26 protein-coding genes are annotated in these 21,979 nt (G+C 27.0%); 9 read left to right on the forward strand and 17 right to left on the reverse strand.

Annotation, left to right across the window (positions count from 1 at the left end; genetic code table 11):
• Position 1 precedes the first annotated feature (1 nt).
• Positions 2–1,015 (reverse strand): phospholipase A, encoded by a 1,014-nt coding sequence (locus tag ABLL_RS05545; RefSeq protein WP_014473795.1) that lies wholly within the window; start codon positions 1,013–1,015, stop codon positions 2–4.
• A 122-nt stretch (positions 1,016–1,137) separates the two neighbouring features.
• On the opposite strand from ABLL_RS05545, the gene rpe reads away from it, so the two are divergent.
• Genes rpe through ABLL_RS05565 form a run of 4 tightly spaced genes read left to right on the forward strand, consistent with a single transcriptional unit; the run spans position 1,138 to position 3,734 of the window.
• Positions 1,138–1,779, forward strand: a complete 642-nt coding sequence (gene rpe, locus ABLL_RS05550) for a ribulose-phosphate 3-epimerase (protein ID WP_014473796.1) — start codon at positions 1,138–1,140, stop codon at positions 1,777–1,779.
• A 1-nt stretch (position 1,780) separates the two neighbouring features.
• Positions 1,781–2,377: a phosphoribosylanthranilate isomerase gene (locus tag ABLL_RS05555; protein ID WP_014473797.1), complete on the forward strand. Its 597-nt coding sequence runs from the start codon at positions 1,781–1,783 to the stop codon at positions 2,375–2,377.
• Positions 2,364–3,182, forward strand: a complete 819-nt coding sequence (locus ABLL_RS05560) for a 3'-5' exonuclease (RefSeq protein ID WP_014473798.1) — start codon at positions 2,364–2,366, stop codon at positions 3,180–3,182. The genes ABLL_RS05555 and ABLL_RS05560 overlap by 14 nt, the downstream gene beginning before the upstream one ends.
• Positions 3,183–3,185: 3 nt before the next feature.
• Complete coding sequence (locus ABLL_RS05565) at positions 3,186–3,734, forward strand: HD domain-containing protein (RefSeq protein ID WP_014473799.1); 549 nt, start codon at positions 3,186–3,188, stop codon at positions 3,732–3,734.
• Positions 3,735–3,762: 28 nt separating this feature from the next.
• On the opposite strand, the gene ABLL_RS05570 is transcribed toward ABLL_RS05565, so the two are convergent.
• The 4 genes from ABLL_RS05570 to ABLL_RS05585 are packed head-to-tail and all read right to left on the reverse strand — an operon-like array spanning position 3,763 to position 6,648.
• Entirely contained in the window at positions 3,763–4,335 is a 573-nt protein-coding gene (locus ABLL_RS05570) for a 2-oxoacid:acceptor oxidoreductase family protein (RefSeq protein WP_014473800.1), read from the reverse strand.
• Between the two features lie 13 nt (positions 4,336–4,348).
• Entirely contained in the window at positions 4,349–5,182 is an 834-nt protein-coding gene (locus ABLL_RS05575) for a 2-oxoglutarate ferredoxin oxidoreductase subunit beta (RefSeq protein WP_014473801.1), read from the reverse strand.
• Between the two features lie 2 nt (positions 5,183–5,184).
• Entirely contained in the window at positions 5,185–6,315 is a 1,131-nt protein-coding gene (locus tag ABLL_RS05580; RefSeq protein WP_014473802.1) for a 2-oxoglutarate synthase subunit alpha, read from the reverse strand.
• 9 nt (positions 6,316–6,324) lie between these two features.
• Positions 6,325–6,648 carry a 4Fe-4S dicluster domain-containing protein gene (locus ABLL_RS05585; RefSeq protein WP_014473803.1) on the reverse strand — a complete coding sequence of 108 codons (324 nt, stop codon included), beginning with the start codon at positions 6,646–6,648 and terminating at the stop codon, positions 6,325–6,327.
• Between the two features lie 296 nt (positions 6,649–6,944).
• On the opposite strand from ABLL_RS05585, the gene ABLL_RS05590 reads away from it, so the two are divergent.
• The 4 genes from ABLL_RS05590 to trpC are packed head-to-tail and all read left to right on the forward strand — an operon-like array spanning position 6,945 to position 10,117.
• Positions 6,945–7,661: a tRNA1(Val) (adenine(37)-N6)-methyltransferase gene (locus ABLL_RS05590; protein ID WP_014473804.1), complete on the forward strand. Its 717-nt coding sequence runs from the start codon at positions 6,945–6,947 to the stop codon at positions 7,659–7,661.
• A complete protein-coding gene (locus ABLL_RS05595) occupies positions 7,654–8,037 on the forward strand; it encodes a YkgJ family cysteine cluster protein (RefSeq protein ID WP_014473805.1) in 384 nt (127 codons plus the stop codon). The genes ABLL_RS05590 and ABLL_RS05595 overlap by 8 nt, the downstream gene beginning before the upstream one ends.
• On the forward strand, positions 8,013–9,329 hold the full coding sequence (locus tag ABLL_RS05600; protein WP_014473806.1) for a hypothetical protein: 1,317 nt from the start codon (positions 8,013–8,015) through the stop codon (positions 9,327–9,329). Before ABLL_RS05595 ends, ABLL_RS05600 begins: the two co-directional genes overlap by 25 nt.
• The gene (gene trpC, locus ABLL_RS05605; protein ID WP_014473807.1) at positions 9,326–10,117 is read left to right on the forward strand and encodes an indole-3-glycerol phosphate synthase TrpC; all 792 of its coding nucleotides are present in this window, start codon (positions 9,326–9,328) and stop codon (positions 10,115–10,117) included. The genes ABLL_RS05600 and trpC overlap by 4 nt, the downstream gene beginning before the upstream one ends.
• A gap of 12 nt (positions 10,118–10,129) precedes the next feature.
• On the opposite strand, the gene ABLL_RS05610 is transcribed toward trpC, so the two are convergent.
• Positions 10,130–10,957: a LysR family transcriptional regulator gene (locus ABLL_RS05610; RefSeq protein WP_014473808.1), complete on the reverse strand. Its 828-nt coding sequence runs from the start codon at positions 10,955–10,957 to the stop codon at positions 10,130–10,132.
• Between the two features lie 92 nt (positions 10,958–11,049).
• Between ABLL_RS05610 and ABLL_RS05615 the strand changes: the two genes are divergently transcribed.
• Positions 11,050–11,268 carry a 4-oxalocrotonate tautomerase family protein gene (locus ABLL_RS05615; protein WP_014473809.1) on the forward strand — a complete coding sequence of 73 codons (219 nt, stop codon included), beginning with the start codon at positions 11,050–11,052 and terminating at the stop codon, positions 11,266–11,268.
• A 27-nt stretch (positions 11,269–11,295) separates the two neighbouring features.
• On the opposite strand, the gene ABLL_RS05620 is transcribed toward ABLL_RS05615, so the two are convergent.
• The 11 genes from ABLL_RS05620 to ABLL_RS05670 all read right to left on the reverse strand — a co-directional run bounded on the left by ABLL_RS05620 (position 11,296) and on the right by ABLL_RS05670 (position 21,907).
• On the reverse strand, positions 11,296–11,691 hold the full coding sequence (locus tag ABLL_RS05620; protein WP_014473810.1) for a PAS domain-containing protein: 396 nt from the start codon (positions 11,689–11,691) through the stop codon (positions 11,296–11,298).
• Positions 11,692–11,702: 11 nt separating this feature from the next.
• The gene (locus ABLL_RS05625) at positions 11,703–13,169 is read right to left on the reverse strand and encodes a methyl-accepting chemotaxis protein (protein ID WP_371325616.1); all 1,467 of its coding nucleotides are present in this window, start codon (positions 13,167–13,169) and stop codon (positions 11,703–11,705) included.
• Between the two features lie 132 nt (positions 13,170–13,301).
• The gene (locus tag ABLL_RS05630; RefSeq protein WP_014473812.1) at positions 13,302–13,982 is read right to left on the reverse strand and encodes a YggS family pyridoxal phosphate-dependent enzyme; all 681 of its coding nucleotides are present in this window, start codon (positions 13,980–13,982) and stop codon (positions 13,302–13,304) included.
• A gap of 10 nt (positions 13,983–13,992) precedes the next feature.
• Positions 13,993–15,051, reverse strand: a complete 1,059-nt coding sequence (rseP, locus tag ABLL_RS05635) for an RIP metalloprotease RseP (RefSeq protein ID WP_014473813.1) — start codon at positions 15,049–15,051, stop codon at positions 13,993–13,995.
• Between the two features lie 9 nt (positions 15,052–15,060).
• Positions 15,061–15,603, reverse strand: coding sequence for a CDP-diacylglycerol--glycerol-3-phosphate 3-phosphatidyltransferase (gene pgsA, locus ABLL_RS05640; RefSeq protein ID WP_014473814.1), 543 nt, complete (start codon positions 15,601–15,603; stop codon positions 15,061–15,063).
• Positions 15,603–16,382, reverse strand: a complete 780-nt coding sequence (locus tag ABLL_RS05645; protein ID WP_014473815.1) for an enoyl-ACP reductase — start codon at positions 16,380–16,382, stop codon at positions 15,603–15,605. The genes pgsA and ABLL_RS05645 overlap by 1 nt, the downstream gene beginning before the upstream one ends.
• A complete protein-coding gene (gene dapA / locus ABLL_RS05650) occupies positions 16,382–17,275 on the reverse strand; it encodes a 4-hydroxy-tetrahydrodipicolinate synthase (protein WP_258239369.1) in 894 nt (297 codons plus the stop codon). Before dapA ends, ABLL_RS05645 begins: the two co-directional genes overlap by 1 nt.
• Positions 17,272–17,739, reverse strand: coding sequence for a globin (locus ABLL_RS05655; RefSeq protein WP_014473817.1), 468 nt, complete (start codon positions 17,737–17,739; stop codon positions 17,272–17,274). The genes dapA and ABLL_RS05655 overlap by 4 nt, the downstream gene beginning before the upstream one ends.
• Positions 17,739–19,082 (reverse strand): pitrilysin family protein, encoded by a 1,344-nt coding sequence (locus ABLL_RS05660; RefSeq protein WP_014473818.1) that lies wholly within the window; start codon positions 19,080–19,082, stop codon positions 17,739–17,741. Before ABLL_RS05660 ends, ABLL_RS05655 begins: the two co-directional genes overlap by 1 nt.
• A 12-nt stretch (positions 19,083–19,094) precedes the next feature.
• Positions 19,095–20,153, reverse strand: coding sequence for a quinone-dependent dihydroorotate dehydrogenase (locus ABLL_RS05665; protein WP_014473819.1), 1,059 nt, complete (start codon positions 20,151–20,153; stop codon positions 19,095–19,097).
• A gap of 44 nt (positions 20,154–20,197) precedes the next feature.
• On the reverse strand, positions 20,198–21,907 hold the full coding sequence (locus tag ABLL_RS05670) for an ABC transporter ATP-binding protein (protein ID WP_014473820.1): 1,710 nt from the start codon (positions 21,905–21,907) through the stop codon (positions 20,198–20,200).
• Between the last annotated feature and the right edge of the window lie 72 nt (positions 21,908–21,979).

The raw sequence follows: 21,979 nt of genomic DNA on the forward strand, positions 1-21,979 counted from the left end.
ATTATCTAGAAAAAACTATTCCTATTCCAATTTTATTTATTTCTCTATCATAATCAATTAGATTATTCCCATAACCTGAAAATAGTTGTAAAAGACCATAAGTGTTTTTTGTTGATAAAAATTCAGGAAGAGGGAATGTCCAATTTAGCTCAACAGCACCTTTATTTGAGTCATTTAATTTTAAATTATTTCTTAATAAAAGTTCAAATGTATGTTTTTTATAAGCATATAATAAAGTCAAATCTCCATATCCATAATAATCCTCTATATCTGAATTATCATCACTTCCTTTTTCTTCTGGAATTCTATACCAAACTCTTGGAATTAAGAATAAATTAGAAAATTGAAAATATCCTTCAAGATATAATCTATTCCAAGATCTTGATTCTTCTTCATTTTTACCATTTGAAGCATGTAATAAAGAAAATTTATAAGCTTTTAAAATAGAAGTTTCTTTATATGGTAATGTTACAAAAATCTCTGGTTCGTAGTTAGTTTCTCTAAAAGGGGAAGAATCTTTTGTTGTTTGCCAAAAAGATTTTTGTGTATAAGCTGCACTAATTGATTCATCTAAACCAAAAAAATTGTAAGAAATAGGTTTCTCAAGACTTATTTGAAAAGTTGTTTCTGTATTTTTTCTACCTTCAATATCATTGAAGCTATAATTTACTGGCAATAAATAGTTCTTTTTATAAGGATATAAATTAAAATCTTTAGTTATAAGTTGTTCTAAACTTTTTTCAGTCTCTTCATCATCTAATCTATCTATTTGTTTTAGGTAAAACTCTTTTTTCATTGTAGTATAAGTTCTATCTTCTTCATTTTCATGATTTTTTTTTAGATTAAATAGATATGTATCTTCTTTTGAAATGTTTAATGTTGCAGCTTTTTTGTATAAAAGCATAGCTTCTTTATAATTTCCTAACTCTTCTTGCTTTTTTGCTTCTTCATAGATATTATTTATATCTTCTGCTAAACAAAAACTACATATCAATAAGGATAAAAATTTTTTCATAAATTACCATTTTATTTTTTTATTTTATTGTACACCAAAAGATATTATATACAAATTTTTATACTTTATAAAAGAGTTTTAATGATATAATCGGCAAAAATTAGAAAAAAAGGTTATTTTCAATGCTTGTTGCACCTTCTATATTATCTGCAGATTTTGGAAATTTAGCAAATGAAATAAAAGCTATTTGTGATGGTGGATGTGATTTAATTCACGTTGATGTAATGGATGGACATTTTGTTCCTAATATGACAATTGGTCCAGTTGTAGTAAATCCTGTTGCTAAAGTAGCGACAAAACCACTGGATATACATTTAATGGTTGAAGATAATACATTTTTTGTAGAACTTTTTGCACTTTGCAAACCAGAATATATATCTTTCCATATTGAGAGTGAAAAACACCCTCATAGACTTATACAAAAAATAAGAGATTATGGAATAAAACCGGCTATTGTTTTAAATCCACATTCAACACCTGAATCAATAGAGTATTTGTTAGAAGATTTAGATATGGTTTTATTAATGTCTGTAAATCCAGGTTTTGGAGGACAAAAATTTATTCCTTCAGTTATTGAAAAAGCAAAAAAACTAAAAGAGTTAATAAACAAAAGAAATCCAAACTGTCTAATTGAAGTTGATGGTGGAGTTAATGATAAAAATATTTATGATTTAAAAGAAGCCGGAGTTGACGTTGTTGTTGCTGGATCCTATGTATTTGGGAATGATGATTATAGTAAAGCTATAAAAAGTTTGCAGGTGTAAAATGAGAGTAAAAATTTGTGGAATAACAAATCTGCAAGATGCACTAGAAGCAATAAATGCTGGTGCAAGTGCATTAGGTTTTGTATTTTATAAAAAATCACCAAGATATATTGAACCATTAAAAGCAAAAGAGATTGCTGAAAAGCTTCCTCCTTTTGTTCAAACAGTTGGTCTATTTGTAAATGAAACAGAAGAATTTATCAATGAAGTTTGTACTGATGCAAAAATGCAATTAGCTCAAATAATTGATGATTTTGATGTTTTAAATTATGAAAAAATTGCTCCCAAATATATAAAAGTAATCAGAGCTAAAGAGAAAAAAGATTTATTGAATTTAAATAAAGAATATTATTTAGTTGATGCTTTTGTTGATAGTTTTGGTGGAGAAGGTAAAAGAATAGCCCTTGATTGGTTTGAAAATATTGATTGTTCTAGGTTTATACTTGCTGGTGGATTAACAACTAAAAATTTAAAAGAGATAAATGGTTTTGGTTTTTATGGTGTTGATGTTAGTTCTGGTGTAGAATCAGAAGTTAAAGGAATAAAAGATAGACAAAAAATGATTGATTTTGTAAAAGAGGCAAATGAAATCAAATAAAAGGATTATTCCTAAATCTCAAATAAAATTACAAAATATTTTACAAAGATTATTAAAAGAACCTATTTTGTATACTGAGTTTTTTGAATTGTTAGAAAAAGCTAGTGATACAATATATGAAAATCCTGAATTAGAATTTGAATTACTTATATCAAATGGTTTACCATTAGATTTTGATGATAAATATGTATTTCTAAGAACAACAAAAACTCTTATAAATGAACAAGTTTTTTGTATAGTTGATATAGAAACAAATGGTGGGAGTGCAAAAAAAGGTTATCAAATTATTGAATTGGGAGCTGTGAAATATAAAAATGGAGAAATTATTGATAAATTTGATTCTTTAGTTTATGCAAAAGAGATTCCTCCTTATGTTCAAGAAGTTACAAAAATTACTCCAAATATGTTAGAAAATGCTCCACGATTAGAAAAAGTTTTACAAGATTTTAAGATTTTTTTAGGAGATGATGTTTTTGTTGCACATGATATTAAATTTGATTATACATTTATTTCTGATTCTTTTGAAAAATATAATTTAGGAAAATTATTGAATAGAAAACTTTGTACTATTGATTTAACAAAAAGAACTATTCAATCTGAAAAATATGGATTAAGTTCTTTAAAAGAAGTTTTAAATATTAATGTTGATAATCATCATAGAGCTTATTATGATGCTTTAACTACAGCAATTGTTTTCCAAAAAAGTTTAGAGAATATAGATAAAAATAAAATAAAAATTGTAGAAGAGTTAATTAATTTTTCAAAAAGTGATAATATAATTAATAATCAGCAAAAAAAGGATTAGATAGTGTTTTCACAAGATAATTATACTGAAATTTTAGAGTTTGCTGCTTTGGCACATGGTGAACAAAAAACGCCAAAAGAATTACCTTATCTTTTTCATATAACATGTGTTGCAATGGAAGTTATTAATGCTTGTGAAAAATCAAAGTTAGATGAGAAAAAAGCAGATTTAGCAATAAGTTGTGCATTATTGCATGATATTATTGAAGATACAAAGATTACTTATGATGAATTATATGTGAAGTTTGGTCCTTTGATTGCAGATGGTGTTGAAGCATTAACTAAAAATAAAACATTAACGTCAAAACAAGAACAAATGAGAGATAGTATTGAGCGATTACTTACTCAACCTTATGAAATTCAAATGGTTAAACTTGCTGATAGAATAGTAAATTTAGCTATTCCTCCAAAACATTGGAGTAATGAAAAAATTAAAGATTATCAAAAAGAAGCAAGTTTTATTTTATCATGTTTAGGAAATTCAAATATCTATTTAGCAAAAAGATTAGAAAAAAAAATTGAAGAGTATAAAAAGTATATAAAAAATGATTAATGCTAAAACAAAGCCTTTTGGCTTTGTTTTATGCAGATTTCTCAGCTGCTTCTTTAGCGTATTTTAAACCTAAATCAAAAGCTTTATTATTGATTTCATGTACTTTTTCAGGTACTTTTGAAAGCATAGTTTTTCTTAATATTTCATTTGGTACAGTTTCACCAGTAAAATAATTAGCCATTGCAAGTGCTAAAACTGATTGAGTAATAACATTTCCAACTTCTTCTTTTGCAATAGTAATAATTGGAATCTCATAGATTTTCCATTTTTTTCTATCTTCTTCAGTTGGTGTTACTAGATTTGGTTCAACAACTATAACTCCACCTTCTTTTACACCTTTTTTAAATTGATTATATGAAACTTGTGCAACTGATAACATAAAATCAATTTCTCCATCATTTGCATAAGGATATAAAATCTCTTCATCTTGTAAAGTAATATCAACAACAGTTGGACCACCTCTTACTTGAGAAGTATAAGTAGCAGTTTTTAATCCATATCCACCGTTATTGATTTTTGCAGCTGCGAAAATCGCACCTGCAAGAAGTACACCTTGTCCACCAACACCTGTAAATCTCATTAATGTTCTATTTGCTGCCATGTGTAACTCCTTCTTATAATTGAACCATAGTTTTATTTTTTTGAGCTTCTTTTACTTTTTCATAAGCTTCACAATATTCCATAGCTTCTGTATCTTGTTTTAAAATACCAGTAGGGAAAATTCCTTTTTGCTCTTCTGGCTCTAATTTATCAAATTTAGTTTTTGACATAGAAATAGAATCAATCCATTCTAAGTTTGCCATAGCTGTTGCCATTTTATTTTTTCTTCCTAAGTTAACGTGACAGTTAGAGAATACTTCAATAAATGAGAATCCTTTGTGTTCAAAAGCTTTAACTAAAGTTTTTTCAAGTTTTTTAGGATCAATCATTGTCTCTCTTGCAACAAATGAAGCACCTGCTGCCTCAACTAATTTACAAGCATCAAAAGTTGGATCAATATTTCCTCTACTCATTGTTACAGTCCACATTCCTTGAGGAGTTGTTGGACTTGTTTGAGAGTTTGTTAATCCATAAATAAAGTTATTAATAATAATATAATTTAAGTCAATATTTCTTCTTGAAGCATGAATTGTATGATTTCCACCAATTGCAAGACCATCACCATCTCCACCAACAACAATAACTTTTTTGTCTGGATTTGCTAGTTTAATTCCAGTTGCATAAGCTAAAGTTCTTCCGTGAGTTGTGTGAACAGTATTACAGTTAATGTATGAAGAAAATCTTCCAGAACATCCAATTCCTGAAACAACACAAACATCATCCATATTCCATTCAAGTTTTTCAATGGCTCTAATAACAGCTTTTAAAATAACTCCATCACCACATCCCCAACACCATAATGTTGGCATTTTGTCTGTTCTTAAATATTCATCGTAATTAAAAGCCATGATTACATTCCTTTCACTTTTTCAATAATTTCTAGTGGAGATAAAGGTCTTCCATTTGCTTTGAATAAAGTATCAAAATCAGATCTTCCAGATACTCTTTGTACTTCTTCTACAAATTGACCCATATTTAACTCAGCAACTAATACTTTGTCAAATTTTTTCATTAATTCATTGATTCTTTTTGCTGGGCTTGGCCAAATAGTTAATGGTCTAAACATACCAACTTTGATACCTTCTTTTCTTAATCTATTAATAGCTTCTGTAACACCTAATGAAACTGAACCATAAGCAATAATCATAATATCAGCATCATCTAACATATATTCTTCATTTAATTCTAATTCATCTAAATGTGCATCAACTTTTTTGAATAATCTTTTCATTAATGCATCACAAACTTCAGCATCTTCAGTTGGATGACCTGTAGGTCCATGATGAAGTCCTGTAAAGTGATATCTATAACCTTCAAACATTGGATTTAAAACTGCTGGTTCATCTGACTCAACACCATAAGGTTTATAATCTTTTTTATCACCATCAAATCTTTTTCTTACAATTTTACTTTTTTCAATTTCTTCTAATTCTGGAATTATAGCTTTTCCACTCATATGTCCAATAGTTTCATCTAATAAAACAAAAACAGGTTGCATAAATCTATCAGCTAAATTAAATGCTCTTACAGTTTCTGTATAGCATTCACTTAAATTTCCTGGAACTAAAGTAATAGATTTAACATCACCATGAGTTGGATTTTTAGCTTGTAAAATATCACCTTGAGCAACTCTTGTAGGAAGACCAGTTGATGGACCACCTCTCATAACGTTTACAACAACTAAAGGAACTTCTGAAATATATCCAACACCTAAATTCTCTGCTTTTAAAGAGATACCAGGTCCTGAAGTTGCAGTCATTGCTCTTTTCCCTGACATTGCAGCACCTAAAGCTGTACAAATACCAGAAATCTCATCTTCCATTTGAATAGAAACTCCACCTCGCGCAGGTAACGCAGAAGAAAGTACATGCATTATTTCACTTGAAGGAGTAATTGGATAACCACCAAAAAACTCACAACCTGAATCAATTGCAGCTTTTGCTGCAAGTTCATTTCCTGTTGAAATTACTTCTCTTGACATCAATTCTCCTTACAAATCTTCATCTAATATTCTATAGTTATTTTTAACTATTTTTTCTTTTCTTTCTTTTGCATCACTTGATAATTTTGCAAATTTGAACTCTTTTTTATCAGCAACGTAAATTGCAAAATCTGGACATGTTAATTCACAGTCCATACAACCAATACATGATTCTGGATGAACAACTTTTATCATTGAACCTAAAGTAGAATGAACTTCTTGTCTCATCGCAAGTACACCGGCTGGACAAACTGAAACGCACTTATCACATGCCTTACATCTAGCTTCATTTACCCATACAGGAGTATTTGCAGGAGCTTCCATATTAGACATAATCTCTCCTTAAATTATTTTAAAATCAATACTTGAACAAACTCAATATATTATCTTTGAATAATAGCAATAAACATTCCAAAGATAAATAAAATTTATGATTTTCTTAAGTGAATTTAAGTCTTGTTACATTTTGCTACAACAAAAAAAAGTATCTGAAAAAAAGCCACTTCAATATATAAATAAGCTTAAAAAATTAATCTAATTTAATATTGGAAGAGTTAATTAATAATATAATTAAAATATAAATTTGTAAAACTTAGATATAATTATAATAAATTAGAAAAGGAAGATTTTTGGTTTTATATCAGCCTAAAAATGGTTATTGCTATAACAGTGATACTCATTTTTTGTTTTATTTTATTTGTGAAAATTTTAAAAAATATAAAAATATAAAAGGTGAGCTTTTAGATATTGGTAGTGGTAGTGGAATTTTAGGTTTATTAGTTTCCAATGAATATAGAAAATTGAATTTAAATCAGTGTGAAATTCAAGAAATGTTTCAATTTTTCTCAACAAAAAATGCACAGATTAATCAAATTAATACAAAAATGTATATTGGTTCATATGATCAGATAAGTTTTGAAAAAAAGTTTGAAATCTGTGTTTCAAACCCACCTTTTTATCACTGTGATGTAATTAAAAGTGAAAATAAATCTTTAAAAATTGCAAGATACAATGACTCTTTACCTTTAGAAAAATTAATTAAAAGAAGTTATGAGATTTTAAAAGAAGATGGAAAATTCTTTTTTTGTTATGATTCTAAACAAATAAATGAAATATTATTGTTATTAAATAAATATAAATTTAATCTTGAAGCTTTACAATTTGTACATTCAAAAGTTTCAAAAGATGCAACTTTAGTTTTGATTTATGCAAAAAAGAATTCAAAAACATTAACCAAAATTATGAATCCTTTAGTTGTTTTTGATGAGAATAATAGTTTTACAAAAGAAGTAGAATCAATATATGAAAAATCTTCTACATATAGCATAAAGGCAGATTTTGAGTGAATTATTAAAAAAAGAAGGATTTAATTTTGCATTTGATCCAAAGGGCTGTGACTCTTGTAAGGGAAATTGTTGTATAGGAGAAAGTGGATATATTTGGATTAATGCTCAAGAGATTCAAGCTTTAGCTTTTTATCTAAATTTACCAGTTGAAGAATTAAAAATTAGATATTTAAATAAAATAGGTTATAAATATAGCATAAAAGAGGTAAAATTAGGTTCAAATAATTTTGCTTGCTGTTTTTTTAATTTAGAAAAAAAACAGTGTTCAATTTATCCCGTAAGACCGATGCAATGTAGAACTTTCCCTTTTTGGGATTATTTTAAAGAAAATGAAGAAGAGGTTTATAAAGAGTGTCCAGCTATAAAAAATCTTTAATTTTTTATTCATTACTATTAATTTTTAGTGGATGTAGTACAAAAGATATTAATTTAGAGAATAAAGAAGTTAAAAAAACAAATTTTGTAAAGGTTGAAACAAAACCTTTTGATTTAGAAGATTTCTATATTATTTATGCTTTAGAATCAGAAAATCAAAGAATGTATTTAAATGCAAGGGATATTTATTTAAAATTATTTGAAAATACAAATAATTATGAATATTTAGTTAAATATCTTACATTGGCAACACAATTAAAAGAGTATTATTTAGTTAAAGAGAATGCTTCTAAATATATGAAAGATAATATTAAAGAAGAAGAGATAATTTTAAGATTATATGCTTTTTCTTTATTTAAATTACAAGAAAAGCAAGAAGCTATTTTTAATGCAGAAAAATTAATTTTTTTATATAAAAACAGTATTAATTATGAATTATTAGGAAGTATATATCTTGAAGATAAACAATATTTAAAAGCTTATGATGCTTTAAGAAATGCTTATTTTTTAAATAATTCAATTAGTACATTATTAACATTAACTAATATTCAATTTTTTAATTTAAATCAAAAAGAAGACGCAATAAAACAGCTTGAAAATTATGCACATAAAAATGATTATGATTTTAATTTATCCATTCAATTATTGAGTTTTTATGAAAATTTAAAAGCTCAAGATAGATTGGTTAAATTTCTAAAAGAGATGTATTTTTATTACAAAAAAAATGATAATCAATTATTAGTAAATAAAACAAAAGCACTTTTTCTAAAATATGTAATAAACAATGATGTAAAAACTATTATTGATTTTTGGGAACAAAATGGTGAAGAAGATGAAATTTTGTTAAATTTATATAGAATGACAAATCAATCACAAAAAGCTTATAATTTATTAAATAAATTATATAAAAATTCTAATAATATGGATTTTTTAGCTCAACAAGCAATTTTAGAATTTGAAATGGCAAAAGATAAAAAAAGTATATTATTTGATGTTATCTCAAAATTTGATAAAGTATTACAAACAGAAGATAATCATATATATCAAAACTATTTAGCATACATTCTTATTGATTTTGATATTGATATACAAAAAGGGCTTTTATTAGTAAAAAAAGCTCTTGAAAAAGATCCTACAAATGTAGCTTATCTTGATACATTAGCTTGGGGTGAATATAAAGTAAAAAATTGTAAAGAAGCCTATAAATATATGAAACAAGTTGTTGATGAAGTAGGTTTAGATGATGAAGAGATAAAATTACATTGGGAAAAAATTAAGGAGTGTAAAGAGTGATTTTAGATGAGATTATAGAAAAAACAAAACAAGATTTAGAAATTAGAAAAAAAGAGATAAGTTTAGATTTATTAGGAAGAACATTATCTTCAAATCCATATACTCCAAGAGATGTAAAACCATTTTTAACTTCAACAAAAGATGAACCAATTAGGATAATTGCCGAAGTTAAAAAAGCAAGTCCAAGTAAAGGGATTATAAAAGAGGATTTTGATCCTTTAGTTATTGCCCAAGCTTATAGTAATAGTGGAGCAAATGCAATTTCAGTTTTAACTGAACCTCATTATTTTAAAGGTAATTTAGAGTATTTAACTCAAATTAGAAGATATGTACCAACTCCACTTTTAAGAAAAGATTTTATTGTTGATAAATATCAAATTGTTGAAGCTTTAGTTTATGGAGCAGATTTTATTTTATTAATCGCTAAAGCTTTAGAAACAAAAGAGTTAAAAGAGCTTTATGATTATGCAATTCACTTAGGACTTGAAGTTTTAGTTGAAATTCATGATAAAGAAGATTTAACAAAAGCTATCAAATGTGGAGCTACAATAATTGGAATAAATCATAGAAATCTTGATACTTTTGAAATGGATATGAGTTTATGCGATAAATTAATTCCATTAATTCCAAATGGAAAAATAATTGTTGCAGAATCTGGAGTTTCAGATGTAGAAGTTATCAAAAGATTGAACTCTATTGGAGCTGATGCATTTTTAATTGGTGAACATTTTATGAGAGTTCCATCAATTGAAGAAGAATTAAAAAAATTCAAAAACGCTTTAAATTAAAAGATAAAAATCCTAGAATTTGAAATTTTCTAAATAGTTTTTTATTCTAGGAAGATTATCTTTTCTACAAACCATACAAGTTGGAAGATTTACAATATCTTTTGATAGTTCTGTAATTTTTAAATCTTTTTCATAGTTTAGCTTTTTTATTATACTAAGTGGCAAAATACTTTTTCCCATACCAGCTTTTATACAACCTAAGATAGTTTCATAGTTTCCAAATTCAAGATTTTTCAACTCTTTTTCAGAAATCTTTTTTAGATATTCTTGTCCAAAGTCATTATATGCACAACCATTTTTAAATGATAAAAAAGTATTTGATGTATTTTCTTCTTTTGATTCAACTAAAACTATATTTTCTTCAATTTTATTTAATATCATTAATTCGTCATTTTTGGGAAAACCACTTATAAATGCAATATCAACTTTATAATCCAAAACTTTTTTTGTGATTTCTTTTGTAGTATTTGTAATTAATTCTAAACTCATATTTGAAAAATCTTCATGAAGTTGTAATAAAAAAGGAATTATTCTTGTACTTGCATTTGATTCTGTTGAACCAATTATAAGATGTTTTTGTTGATTTATATTTTTCATTTCATAATTTGCAAGTTCAATTTTTTTTACAATTTCAAGTGCATATGGGTAGAGCTTTTCTCCTTCTTTACTTAAAATTACTCCTTTGGGAACTCTATAAAAAAGAGTTGTTTCTAAAGATTTTTCTAATTGCTTTATTCTTGAAGTTACATTTGATTGTGCAAATTCTAAGTTAATTGCAGCTTTTGAAATGCTTTTTTCATTTGCAACTTCAACAAAAACTTTTAATAAATTCGAATCCATATCACTTTTCCTTATATCAGTAATCATTATTTTATATTTGACTTAGCATCACTTTTATTGATATTATATAAAAATTTAATTAAAGGATTACAATGCCAGTAATAAATATAAAAATGACACATGAAGATGGTGGCGCAACAAAAGAGCAAAAAGAAGAATTGTCAAAAGGTATTACTGAACTTTTTGCAAAAGTATTTAATGGAAGAGGAGCTTCAACGGCTGTTGTAATTATAGAAGAAGTTAGTGCAGATAATTATGCAATAGGTGGAAAAACTATCACTAAAATAAGAAGTGAGAAAAATTGTTCCTAATATAAATTTAGGAACAATTTTAAATAGTTATTTTTCATTTTTATTTAGTTTTTCATAAAGTTCACTAGCTTCATTTATCTCTTCTTGTGTAGCTTTTCTTCTGCAAGAAATGAATCCTTTTGTACCTTCTGATGTTATAGTTGGAAAAATAGTTGCATAAACCCAATAATAGTTTCCTGATTTTGTTGAGTTTTTTACATAACCTGTCCACACATTACCTTTTTGTATAGTTGCCCATAGATCTTTAAATGCTGCTTTTGGCATATCTTTATGTCTTACAACATTATGTGGTTTTCCAATAAGCTCATCTACACTGTATTCAGCAAGAGTACAAAAATCATCATTTGCAAATATAATATTTCCTTTTTCATCTGTTTCACTTACTAAAAAAGCAAAGTCATCTAATATAATTTCTTGATTCATTGTTTTTCCTCTTAACTTACTTTTTTACTTTTTGCATCTTTAACTAATAATTGAGCCATTACAAGTGTTTCATTTGCAATATTAGCCACAATATTAGCTTCATTTGCATTTTCTTGTGTTACTTTATCTAACATAGAAATCGCATGATTAATTTGTTCTATTCCTGTTAATTGTTCATTTGAAGCTGTGCTTACATCTTGAATAATATTAATAGTTTGTGAGATTAGTTGATTTAAATTATCATATCCTTTACTCATCTCATCAGATATTTTTTTACCTTCACTTGTTTTTGATGTAGCATTTTCAACTAAATCTTTGATTTCACGTGCTGCTTCTGCACTTCTACTTGCAAGGTTTCTTACTTCTTGTGCAACAACAGCAAATCCTTTTCCAGCTTCTCCTGCTGTTGCTGCTTCAACTGCTGCATTAAGTGATAGAATATTTGTTTGAAATGCTATTTGATCAATTATATTTATTGCTTCATTTATTGCTTCAACTTTTTCATTTATTTCATCCATAGATGATGCCGTTTTATATGCAAGTTTTTCACCTAAAATTACAGAATCTTTTACATCTTTACTTAGATTTGCCATTTTTGAAGCATTTTGCGTATTGTTTTTTGTAATAGATGTTATTTCTTCTAATGATGCAGCAGTTTCTTCTAATGATGCAGCTTGTTCATTTGCTTTTGAAGCCAGATTTTCAACAGACTTATTCATCATTGTAGAATTCTTTTCTAATAAATTTCCATTTTGTAAATTTTGTTTAGCATTTTCATTTAATTCTTTTCCTAATTGATTAATTCTTTGCATTGTAATGAGCATTTTTCCTTTTAAAATAGGATTTATTTTCATTTGAGAACGATAATCTTGTTGAGTATATTTTTCTACAATTGAAACTAATTCTTCCATGTTATCATTTGATTTTGATAACATATCATTGACTACTTTTTTTAAAGCATGAATCATAAAATTACTAGAATCAGAGTGTATTTTTGATGTATATATACCTTGAGAAACTTTATTAAGAGCAATTACAATTTCTCCTAATACGTGCATATCATTTTTTCTCATTTCATCAAATTTATCTACATAAAGATTTAATTCTTTTAAGATATATCCTATATCATCATTTTTAATATATTGAGCTTTTCTAATATGGTTTGTTCTAAAAAAAACAAAATCCATTAAATCATCAAGATATTTTTTAAGTCTTTCAATTCCTCCTACTATTCTTTTCATCGAGTTGTAGCTGATATATGCAATAATAATTGTAAAAACAATATTTATGCTAATTATTGCAGCAATCTTATAATCACTTAATATAGCAACAGTACTAATTATTGCAAATCCTAATTGACTAAGAAGCATATTAAGTAATATTCTTTTTTTCGTATGCAAGTGTAAAAACATTAAATTTCCCTTTTTTTGTTTTTTAACAATAAAATGTTGAGTGTTATTATAAAATAATTTTGTCATAATTCATATATAATTATGTATATTTAGTTAAATTAATTAAAAATAAAGTTATAGAAAAAGAAAAAATAATTTATTTTACAATCAAATAATATAAAAAAGGGGAGAGAGAAGATGAATGATTATTTAAAGAAATTAATCTTTAAATAAAGTTGAACCAACACGTATCATATTTGAACCACATGCAATTGCTAATTCAAAATCGCTACTCATTCCCATTGAACAATATTTTGCTCCAAGAGGAACTAATTCATCATAGATTTTTTTAGTTGTTTTAAAAGATTCTTTTATGATTTTTTCATCTTCAGTATGTGCACCAATACTCATCACACCTTTTAGTATGATATTTGGGCATTGTTCAATTATTTGTTTATAAGTTTCAATAGCTACTTTAGGTGATACTCCTGATTTTGTCTCTTCATAAGCTGAGTTAATTTGTAGTAGGGCAGAAAGTTTTTTGTTTTTAATCTCTAACTTTTTATTTAGTTCTATAGCTAAATCTAAAGAATCCAAAGAGTGAATTAAAGTTGGGTTTAAATCAATTAAATTATTAATTTTATTTTTTTGTAAAGTTCCTACAAAGTGCCATTCAATTGGCAAATCTTTTAGTTCTTCACTTTTTGTTTTTAAATCTTGTACTTTATTCTCTCCAAAAGCTCGTTGACCTGCCTCATAAAGGATTTTTATATCTTCTATAGATGAGTATTTCGAAATACCAATAATTTTTACAATATGATGCTCTGAAATTCTCAGTCTTGCACCTTCAACTTTTGTTATAACATCATCTAAATTTTTTGTTGCAGTTTTTTTATCCATTTTATCTCTTTTAATTATTTAAAAATATTCTATTTATGTCATTATAAATTCCAAGAAGCATTAGACTTCCTAAAATTACCCATCCAAAAATAGTCAAAAATAAAAATACTTGATCACTTGGTTTTTTTCTAGTTATCATTTCATATAAATTAAACATAATATGTCCACCATCAAGGGCTGGAATTGGAAGAAGATTTAAAACACCAAGATTTACAGATATTAATGCTGTTATTGCAAATAGTGCAATAATAGAACTTTCACTTGCATCTGAAATCACTTTTCCAATACTAATTACTCCTCCCACTTCACTACTTGGGATTACACCTTGAATTAGTTTTTGAACACCTTGAAAAATCATAGTTGATGCAAAAATTGTTTTTTCATAAGCATAAACTAAAGCTTGAGGAAATGTTAATTCAAGAGTTATGATTTTTCCAGACGGTGATATCCCAATCATTCTTTTTTTAATTTTTTCTTTAAACATATTTTCACTATCAGAGATTTGAGGACTTATAGTTTTTGCAATAATTTGACCATCTCTTTTTATGAAGAATTTTAAAGCTCCCTCTGTATTGATAATAGTCTTACCAATTTCATCCCAAGAAGTAATTTCAGTATCATTAATTCTAAGAATTTCATCATTTGGAAGGATTCCAGCTTGATATGCAGGTGAGTTTTCTTGAACTGTTCCAACTTGTGCAGCCCAAGTTGTAGCTCCCATTAATGCAATAATAAAATATAAAACAGCAGCAAGTATAAAATTTGCAAAAGGTCCAGCAAATAAAATTATAATTCTCTGCCAAGGTTTTTTTGTATTATATGAATCATCACCATCTTCTTTTAATGCTGGATTTGAATCATCTTGACCTTTCATTTTTACATATCCACCAAGAGGAATTAATGCAAATTGCCAAGTCGTTCCCATCCATTCTTTTGCATAAAGTTGTTTCCCAAATCCAATTGAAAATACATGAACTTTAACCCCAAAAAAACGAGCAGCAATAAAATGCCCTAATTCATGAAAAAAAACTAAAAATGATAAAACAAGTAAAAATGTTATAGTACCCAAAAAAAACCTTTAATATTTAAAATAGTCTCTAGTATATTCATATCCAGAATAGATTGTCAAAATAACAGCTAGCCATAAAAATTCAGTAGCAAAAGGCCAATTCATTGTTAAAAAACCAATAGCAATCATTTGAACAACAGTTTTTATTTTTCCTGCCATTGTTGAGGCTACGTCTTTACCTTCACTAACTGCAACAACTCTAAGTCCAGTTATAAAAAATTCTCTTGAAAGAATTAAAAATACTGCCCAAGCACTGGCTCTGTCTATTACCATTAATCCTAGAAAACCAGCTAAAACTAACATTTTATCTGCAAGTGGATCTAATATTCCACCTAATTTTGTCATTTGATTCCAGTTTCTAGCTATAAAACCATCAAAGAAATCAGTAACAGAGGCAATTACAAAAATTAAACCTGCAAAATAATCAAACCAAGATGGATGCCAAGAAGAAAAAATTGGATTATTTCTATCCACAAAAAACCATAGCATTAGCGGAGCTAATGCTATTCTAAAAAGTGCTAATATATTTGGTAAATTTAGTGCTTTTGACATTATTTAAATGTTGTCCCACCATCAACAATTAAAGTATGTCCTGTAATCCATGAAGCATCATTTGTACATAAAAAATAACAAGATTGAGCTAAATCTTCTGGTTGACCAATTCTATTTAATGGTGAATATTCAGCAGTTTTTGCTTTTACTTCTTCATAATTTGTGAATGCTTTAAGTGCATCTGTATCAATAGGACCACCTGAAACAGCATTTACTCTGATATTAAATTCACCAAGTTCAGTTGCTGCATATCTAACCATAGCTTCAACAGCAGCTTTATTTGTACCATGACCTGCATAGTTTTCAATATAAACTAGATTTCCTGTTGATGATAGAGAAACAATCGCTCCACCTCCAATTTTTTGCATTCTTTTTGCAGCTTGTTGAGCACCACATACAAATGCATTTACAGTTGCAGTATAAATGTTGTTTAGTCCTCTTGGTTTTAATTTCATAAATTTACCATAACCACCAACAACAGCTCTTCCATAAATCATTGCATTTGAAATAAAGAAATCAATTCTATCAAAATCTTTATCAATCTCTTCAAATAATTCACTATATTTTTCAGGCTCTAAGATATTAAAAGGATAAGCTCTACATTTAACACCAAATTTAGTCTCAACATCTCTACAAATTTCTTGTGCAATTTCACCATTTGAATTATATGTAAATGCAATATTTACTCCATTACTTGCAAACTTATAAACACACTCTTTACCAATTCCTTTTGTTCCTCCAGAAATTACTAAAGTCTTCCCCTTCATATTGTTACTCATTATTTAATTACCTCATATTTTACTAAAGTTTTTTCTAATCTTTTCATCGTTTCATTACTTGGACTTGTTAGTGGAAGTCTATACTCTAATGTATCAAGTAATCCTGCTATATACATTGCAGCTTTAATAGGAATAGGATTACTTTCACAAAATAATACATTATTTAGTTCATATAAATCTTCACTCAATTTTCTTGCACTATCTAAATTACCTTCAAATACATCTTTAACTAATTGAGATTTTAAGTTAGGTAATAAATTTGCTGTTACTGAAATGATTCCTTTAGCTCCAGTTACAAGCATAGGAAAATCAACTGAATCATCACCAGAAATTACAACAAAATCTTTTCTTTGAGATAATAAAGATATTGCTCTTTCTAATGAACCTGTTGCTTCTTTTATGGCATAGATGTTTTTTACATCATCAAATAATCTTATTGCTGTATCAGCAGATAAATCAACACTTGTTCTTCCAGGTACATTATAAAGCATAACAGGAATTTCAACTGAGTTAGCTATTGCTTTATAATGTTTATATAAACCTTCTTGAGTTGGTTTATTGTAGTATGGAGTTACTGATAAAAGTCCATCTGCACCAACATCTTGTGCATGTTTTGCTATATCACATGCTTCATGTGTAGCATTTGAACCAGCTCCTGCAATTACCTTTACACCACTTCCTTTACAAACCGCAACAGCTACTTCTATACATTCTTTATGTTCACTATGTGATAAAGTTGCACTTTCTCCTGTAGTTCCTACTGGAACAACTGCATCTATTCCTTGCGCTATTTGTCTTTTTATTAAAGACTCATATTTTTGTAAATCTACTTTTCCATTTTTAAATGGTGTGATTAGTGCGGTCATTGCACCGGTAATAATATCCATATTTATCCTTTTTTTACTACTAAATCTTCTAATTCTTGTCTTTCATCAACATTTACAGTATGTTTTGAGAATGTTTCTAAAAAATTCCAAAAACTTTGTTTTGCTTCATCAGAAATATCAATCTTTTTTAAAACTTCTTCCATACAACCAAGCCATTCACGTCTTGCTTTTTCAGTTATTGAAAATTGTTTATGAGTTTTTAACATATCAAAATGTCCTACAGCATTTGAATAATGTTTTTCTCCACCACAAGCCTCAATAAAAAATTTAACATTATGCGCTTTTACTTTTTCTAACTCTTTTTCATCTTGAGGAAAAAAATTTCCAATGTCACTATCAATTATTAAATCATAAAAATCACTAAATAGTTTTTTTAATCCATCTTCTCCCATTTCTTCTAAGAAGAGAGGTTTAGGATATTCAAACTCAGGTTTTTCTCCAAAATTTGTTTTACTAATAGAATAGTCCATTATTTTTTTTCGTCCTTTAAAATAACTGTTGTAGAATTGTTTTTATTTAAATATTTATTTGCAACATTAATCAAATCTTCTTTTGATAGTTTTTCTACATTCTTTTCATAATCTAAAAGAGGTTGAATATTATCTCTAACTAAAAAAGAACCATATAAAGAAGCTACTTCACTTGAGCTTTCTAATGAAAAAATAAAATCAGCTTTTGTATTGATTTTTATTTTATCTATATCTTTTTGAGAAATTTCACCTTTTTTGATTCGCGCAATTGTATCTAAAATTTCTTTTTCAATTTCTAAAGCAGAAATTCCTTCATTTGCAACTGCTATAAACATAAACAATCCAGGGTCTTTTAATTCCATATTATAAGCATAAATTGTGTTTACTAATCTTTTTTCATCTATTAGTCTTTTTTGTAAAATAGAACTTTTTCCACTACTTAAAAGTTCACTTAATGCACTTAATGCAACTTGATCTTTATCTTCAAAATTTGGAATATGATAAGTAATTGCTATCATCTGTACAGCAGAATCTTTATGTACAGTTACTCTTTTTTCTCCATCTTGTTTTGGCTCAACTGTATGAAGTTTTGAAGGAATCTCTTTTGTATTTTTAATATTTTTAAAATGTTTTTCAACTGATTTAAAAACTTCATTTTCATCTATATCACCTGCAACTACAACAATTGCATTTTTTGGTTGATAATACGTACTATGAAAATCTCTAATATCTTCGATTGACCAATTCTGAATATCACTCATAAATCCAATTGGTGTCCAATGATATGGATGATAGATATAAGCATTATTAAACAATCTAAATTGCAAATATCCCATTGGATTATTGTCTGTTCTCCAACGTCTTTCTTCTGCAACTACGTCACGTTCTGGTTGAAATTCTTCATCTTTAAGTGTAAGATTTTCCATTAAATCTGAAAAAAGTTCTAATGATTTATCCATATTTTTAGAACTTGATTTGATAAAATAATGTGTATAATCAAAAGATGTAGAGGCATTATTTACTCCTCCAAAACCTTTTACTATTTCATCAAATTCTCCAGCTTTTAAATTTTTTGTAGATTTAAAATTTAGATGCTCTAACATATGAGCAATTCCACTTTTACCCATTTTTTCATTTCTACTTCCAACTTTGTAAAAAATATCTGTTGATATTACATTTGAACTATTTTTCATAGGAATTGCGACAATTTCTAATCCATTTTCTAATGTTTTTGTATAATATTTTGGTAAATTACTTCCCATAGATTCTCCCGAAATCATTATTAATAGTGAAAATTGAATAGCAAATAGTTTAAATAAGTTATTGATTTTTGTACTATTCATTATTTTTCCTTTTTATTTTAAATTTGCTCCAATAGCATCTTTGATATTTTCAAAACCATCTTTTGCAAGAAGTTCTAAAATTTCTTCATTTATCTTTCTAACCATTGAAGGACCTTCAAAAATTAACCCAGAATATGCTTGAACAAGTGTTGCTCCATTTTTTATTCTTTCATAAGCTTGAGCACCATTTGAAATACCACCAACAGAGATTAAAATAGTTTTTCCAAATAGTTCACGTGCTAATTCTTTAAATAAATTAGCAGATTTTTGTGTTAAACAAGCACCACTTAAACCACCAAAATTTTGACAATTTGGAACTAAACTATAATCAATAGTTGTATTTGTAGCTATGATTCCATCTGCACCTGCATTTACTGCACATTTACATAAATCAATAGCAACAGATGCTTCCATATCCGGAGCAATTTTTAACAAAATAGGTTTATTTGTCATCTCTTTTGCCATAACAAAAAGTTCAGTAATAAACTTTTCATTTTGTAAATCTCTTAAGTTTGGCGTATTTGGACTTGAAATATTTATAACTAAATAATCATTTGTTGTTTCAAATTTTTTAATTAAAGTTTTATAATCACTTAATGCAAACTCTTCTGGGGTAGTTTTATTTTTACCTATATTTACACCAATTGGTATAGAAAAAGGATAAACTTTTTTTAAGTTTTTTAAAACAGTATGCGCTCCTAAATTATTAAATCCCATGGCATTTTGAACTGATTTTTGTTCAGGATATCTAAACATTCTAGGTTTTGGATTACCATCTTGTGGACGAGGTGTCATTGTTCCAATTTCAGTAAAACCAAAACCTAGAGATTTCATAGCTTTTATCATAGTTGCATTTTTGTCAAAACCAGCAGCAAGTCCAACTGGATTAGCAAATGTTACACCAAAAACTTCTTGAGTTAATTTTGGATTAGAAATATAATTTTTCTTTTCCATATATGCTTTTGCAATTCTACATTTTCCTAAGGCTTTAAGTCCAAATTCTGCAATGTGATGGGCAGTTTCTGGCTCAAATTTGAACAAGATTTTTTTTAGTGTTTCATAGCTAAACAAATTTAATCCCTTTTTTAAAATTGAGGCATTTTATCCAAAAATCATCAAATATTAGCTGAATTATACAATCTTTGATACTCATTAGAAGAATTTAATAGTTCATTTTCTGTTCCAATAGAAACAATTTCACCATTTTTAAATACAGCAATTTTATTTGCATTTTTTATTGTACTTAATCTATGTGCTATTATAAATGTTATTTTATTTTGACTTACTTCGTGAATTACTTCACTAATAATTGATTCACTTTTATTATCAAGTGCTGAAGTTGCTTCATCCAAAATTAAAATTTTTGGATTTTTATATAAAGCTCTTGCTATTGCAATTCTTTGTCTTTGTCCTCCACTTAGATTTGTTCCAAACTCATCTAAAATTGTGTGAATACCTTTTTTCATTGCCATAACAAAATCGTAAGCATGAGCTTGTTTTAAAACTTCAATAACTCTAACTTCATCAATTTCATGACCATAAGCGATATTAGCTGCTATTGTATCATTAAAAATATATACTCTTTGTGTAACAATTGAAATATTTTCCCTTAAAGATTTGGTATCAAAATCTTTAATTGAAATTCCATTTATCAGTAAATTTCCTTTAGTTACATCATAAAATCTAATTATTAAATTTATAAGTGATGATTTTCCACCACCACTATCTCCTACAAGTGCAACAATTTCACCTTTTGTTGCATTTAGATTTATATTTTTTAAAGCAGTAAAATCTTCATATTTTAGTTCTACATTTTCAAATTTAATCTCATTGATATCTTTTGGTGCTTTGATAGTTCCTGATATAATTGTTGGTTTTTTTGAGAACATATCATTGATTCTTTCATTTGCTGCAATTGCATCTTGCATACTATTATAAAGACTTGATATTTTTTTAATGGGAGTGTATAACATAAATAAAGCAGCTATAAATGAACTAAATGTTCCAGTTGTTAATTCTCCTGAAATTACTTTTGAACCACCCACTAAAATTACTGCTGCAAATGCAAATGCTCCAATAATTTCCATTACAGGTGAAGTTAGTTCATTTGTTCTAACTGATTTCATATTGTATTTAAAAAATATCATATTATGAACTGAAAACTTTGTCATCTCTATTTTTTCAGTTGAATTTGCTTTAATTATTTCAATATTATTAAAAGATTCGTTTAGACTTGTAGTAATATCTGAGTTACTTTCTTGAGATTTGAAAGATAGTTTTTTCATTTTTTTTGCAAGAATTGATAATGGATAAATGGCAAGTGGTAAAACAACTAAACCGTAAAATGCCAATTCAGGAGAGTGATAAATTACAAGTCCAATTAATCCAACAACAGTTAAACTTTCTCTGATAAATTCTGCAATACTATTTGATACGGCTCTTTGAATTCTATTTATATCATTTGTAATTCTACTTACAAGTTCTCCTCCATGAATTTTTTGAAAAAAATCCATATCTAAAGTCAAAACGTGTGAAAATAGTTTATCTCTTACAATTCTAGTAATATCTTGACCAATATATGAAATATAATAAGCTTGAATATATCGTCCAAACCCTTTAGCTGTGTATAATATAACAACAAATAAAGGCATCATATAAAGCATTTTTTCATCTTTATTAATAAAAATTTCATCTAATAAAGGTTGAATTGCATAAGCAGTTCCTGCTGTTGAACTTGCAACTAAAATTATCCCTATTAATGAATAAAAAAATTCTAATTTATAATTTTTGTAATATGGAATATATTGTTTGAAAAAGTCTTTCATAGAAATCCTAGTATAATTGTATGTAAAGCTTTTATTATAGCTTAATCTTGCTAAATATAACTAAATTTAGAA

The organism is Arcobacter sp. L, assembly GCF_000284235.1.
Taxonomy (GTDB): domain Bacteria; phylum Campylobacterota; class Campylobacteria; order Campylobacterales; family Arcobacteraceae; genus Aliarcobacter; species Aliarcobacter defluvii.

Coding starts and splice junctions, on each gene's coding strand:
- ABLL_RS05545 (WP_014473795.1), bottom strand. CDS start 1,015: ATGAAAAAATTTTTATCCTTATTGATATGTAGTTTTTGTTTAGCAGAA.
- rpe (WP_014473796.1), top strand. CDS start 1,138: ATGCTTGTTGCACCTTCTATATTATCTGCAGATTTTGGAAATTTAGCA.
- ABLL_RS05555 (WP_014473797.1), top strand. CDS start 1,781: ATGAGAGTAAAAATTTGTGGAATAACAAATCTGCAAGATGCACTAGAA.
- ABLL_RS05560 (WP_014473798.1), top strand. CDS start 2,364: ATGAAATCAAATAAAAGGATTATTCCTAAATCTCAAATAAAATTACAA.
- ABLL_RS05570 (WP_014473800.1), bottom strand. CDS start 4,335: ATGGCAGCAAATAGAACATTAATGAGATTTACAGGTGTTGGTGGACAA.
- ABLL_RS05575 (WP_014473801.1), bottom strand. CDS start 5,182: ATGGCTTTTAATTACGATGAATATTTAAGAACAGACAAAATGCCAACA.
- ABLL_RS05580 (WP_014473802.1), bottom strand. CDS start 6,315: ATGTCAAGAGAAGTAATTTCAACAGGAAATGAACTTGCAGCAAAAGCT.
- ABLL_RS05585 (WP_014473803.1), bottom strand. CDS start 6,648: ATGTCTAATATGGAAGCTCCTGCAAATACTCCTGTATGGGTAAATGAA.
- ABLL_RS05610 (WP_014473808.1), bottom strand. CDS start 10,957: ATGGATTCGAATTTATTAAAAGTTTTTGTTGAAGTTGCAAATGAAAAA.
- ABLL_RS05615 (WP_014473809.1), top strand. CDS start 11,050: ATGCCAGTAATAAATATAAAAATGACACATGAAGATGGTGGCGCAACA.
- ABLL_RS05620 (WP_014473810.1), bottom strand. CDS start 11,691: ATGAATCAAGAAATTATATTAGATGACTTTGCTTTTTTAGTAAGTGAA.
- ABLL_RS05625 (WP_371325616.1), bottom strand. CDS start 13,169: ATGACAAAATTATTTTATAATAACACTCAACATTTTATTGTTAAAAAA.
- ABLL_RS05630 (WP_014473812.1), bottom strand. CDS start 13,982: ATGGATAAAAAAACTGCAACAAAAAATTTAGATGATGTTATAACAAAA.
- pgsA (WP_014473814.1), bottom strand. CDS start 15,603: ATGTCAAAAGCACTAAATTTACCAAATATATTAGCACTTTTTAGAATA.
- ABLL_RS05645 (WP_014473815.1), bottom strand. CDS start 16,382: ATGAGTAACAATATGAAGGGGAAGACTTTAGTAATTTCTGGAGGAACA.
- ABLL_RS05655 (WP_014473817.1), bottom strand. CDS start 17,739: ATGGACTATTCTATTAGTAAAACAAATTTTGGAGAAAAACCTGAGTTT.
- ABLL_RS05660 (WP_014473818.1), bottom strand. CDS start 19,082: ATGAATAGTACAAAAATCAATAACTTATTTAAACTATTTGCTATTCAA.
- ABLL_RS05670 (WP_014473820.1), bottom strand. CDS start 21,907: ATGAAAGACTTTTTCAAACAATATATTCCATATTACAAAAATTATAAA.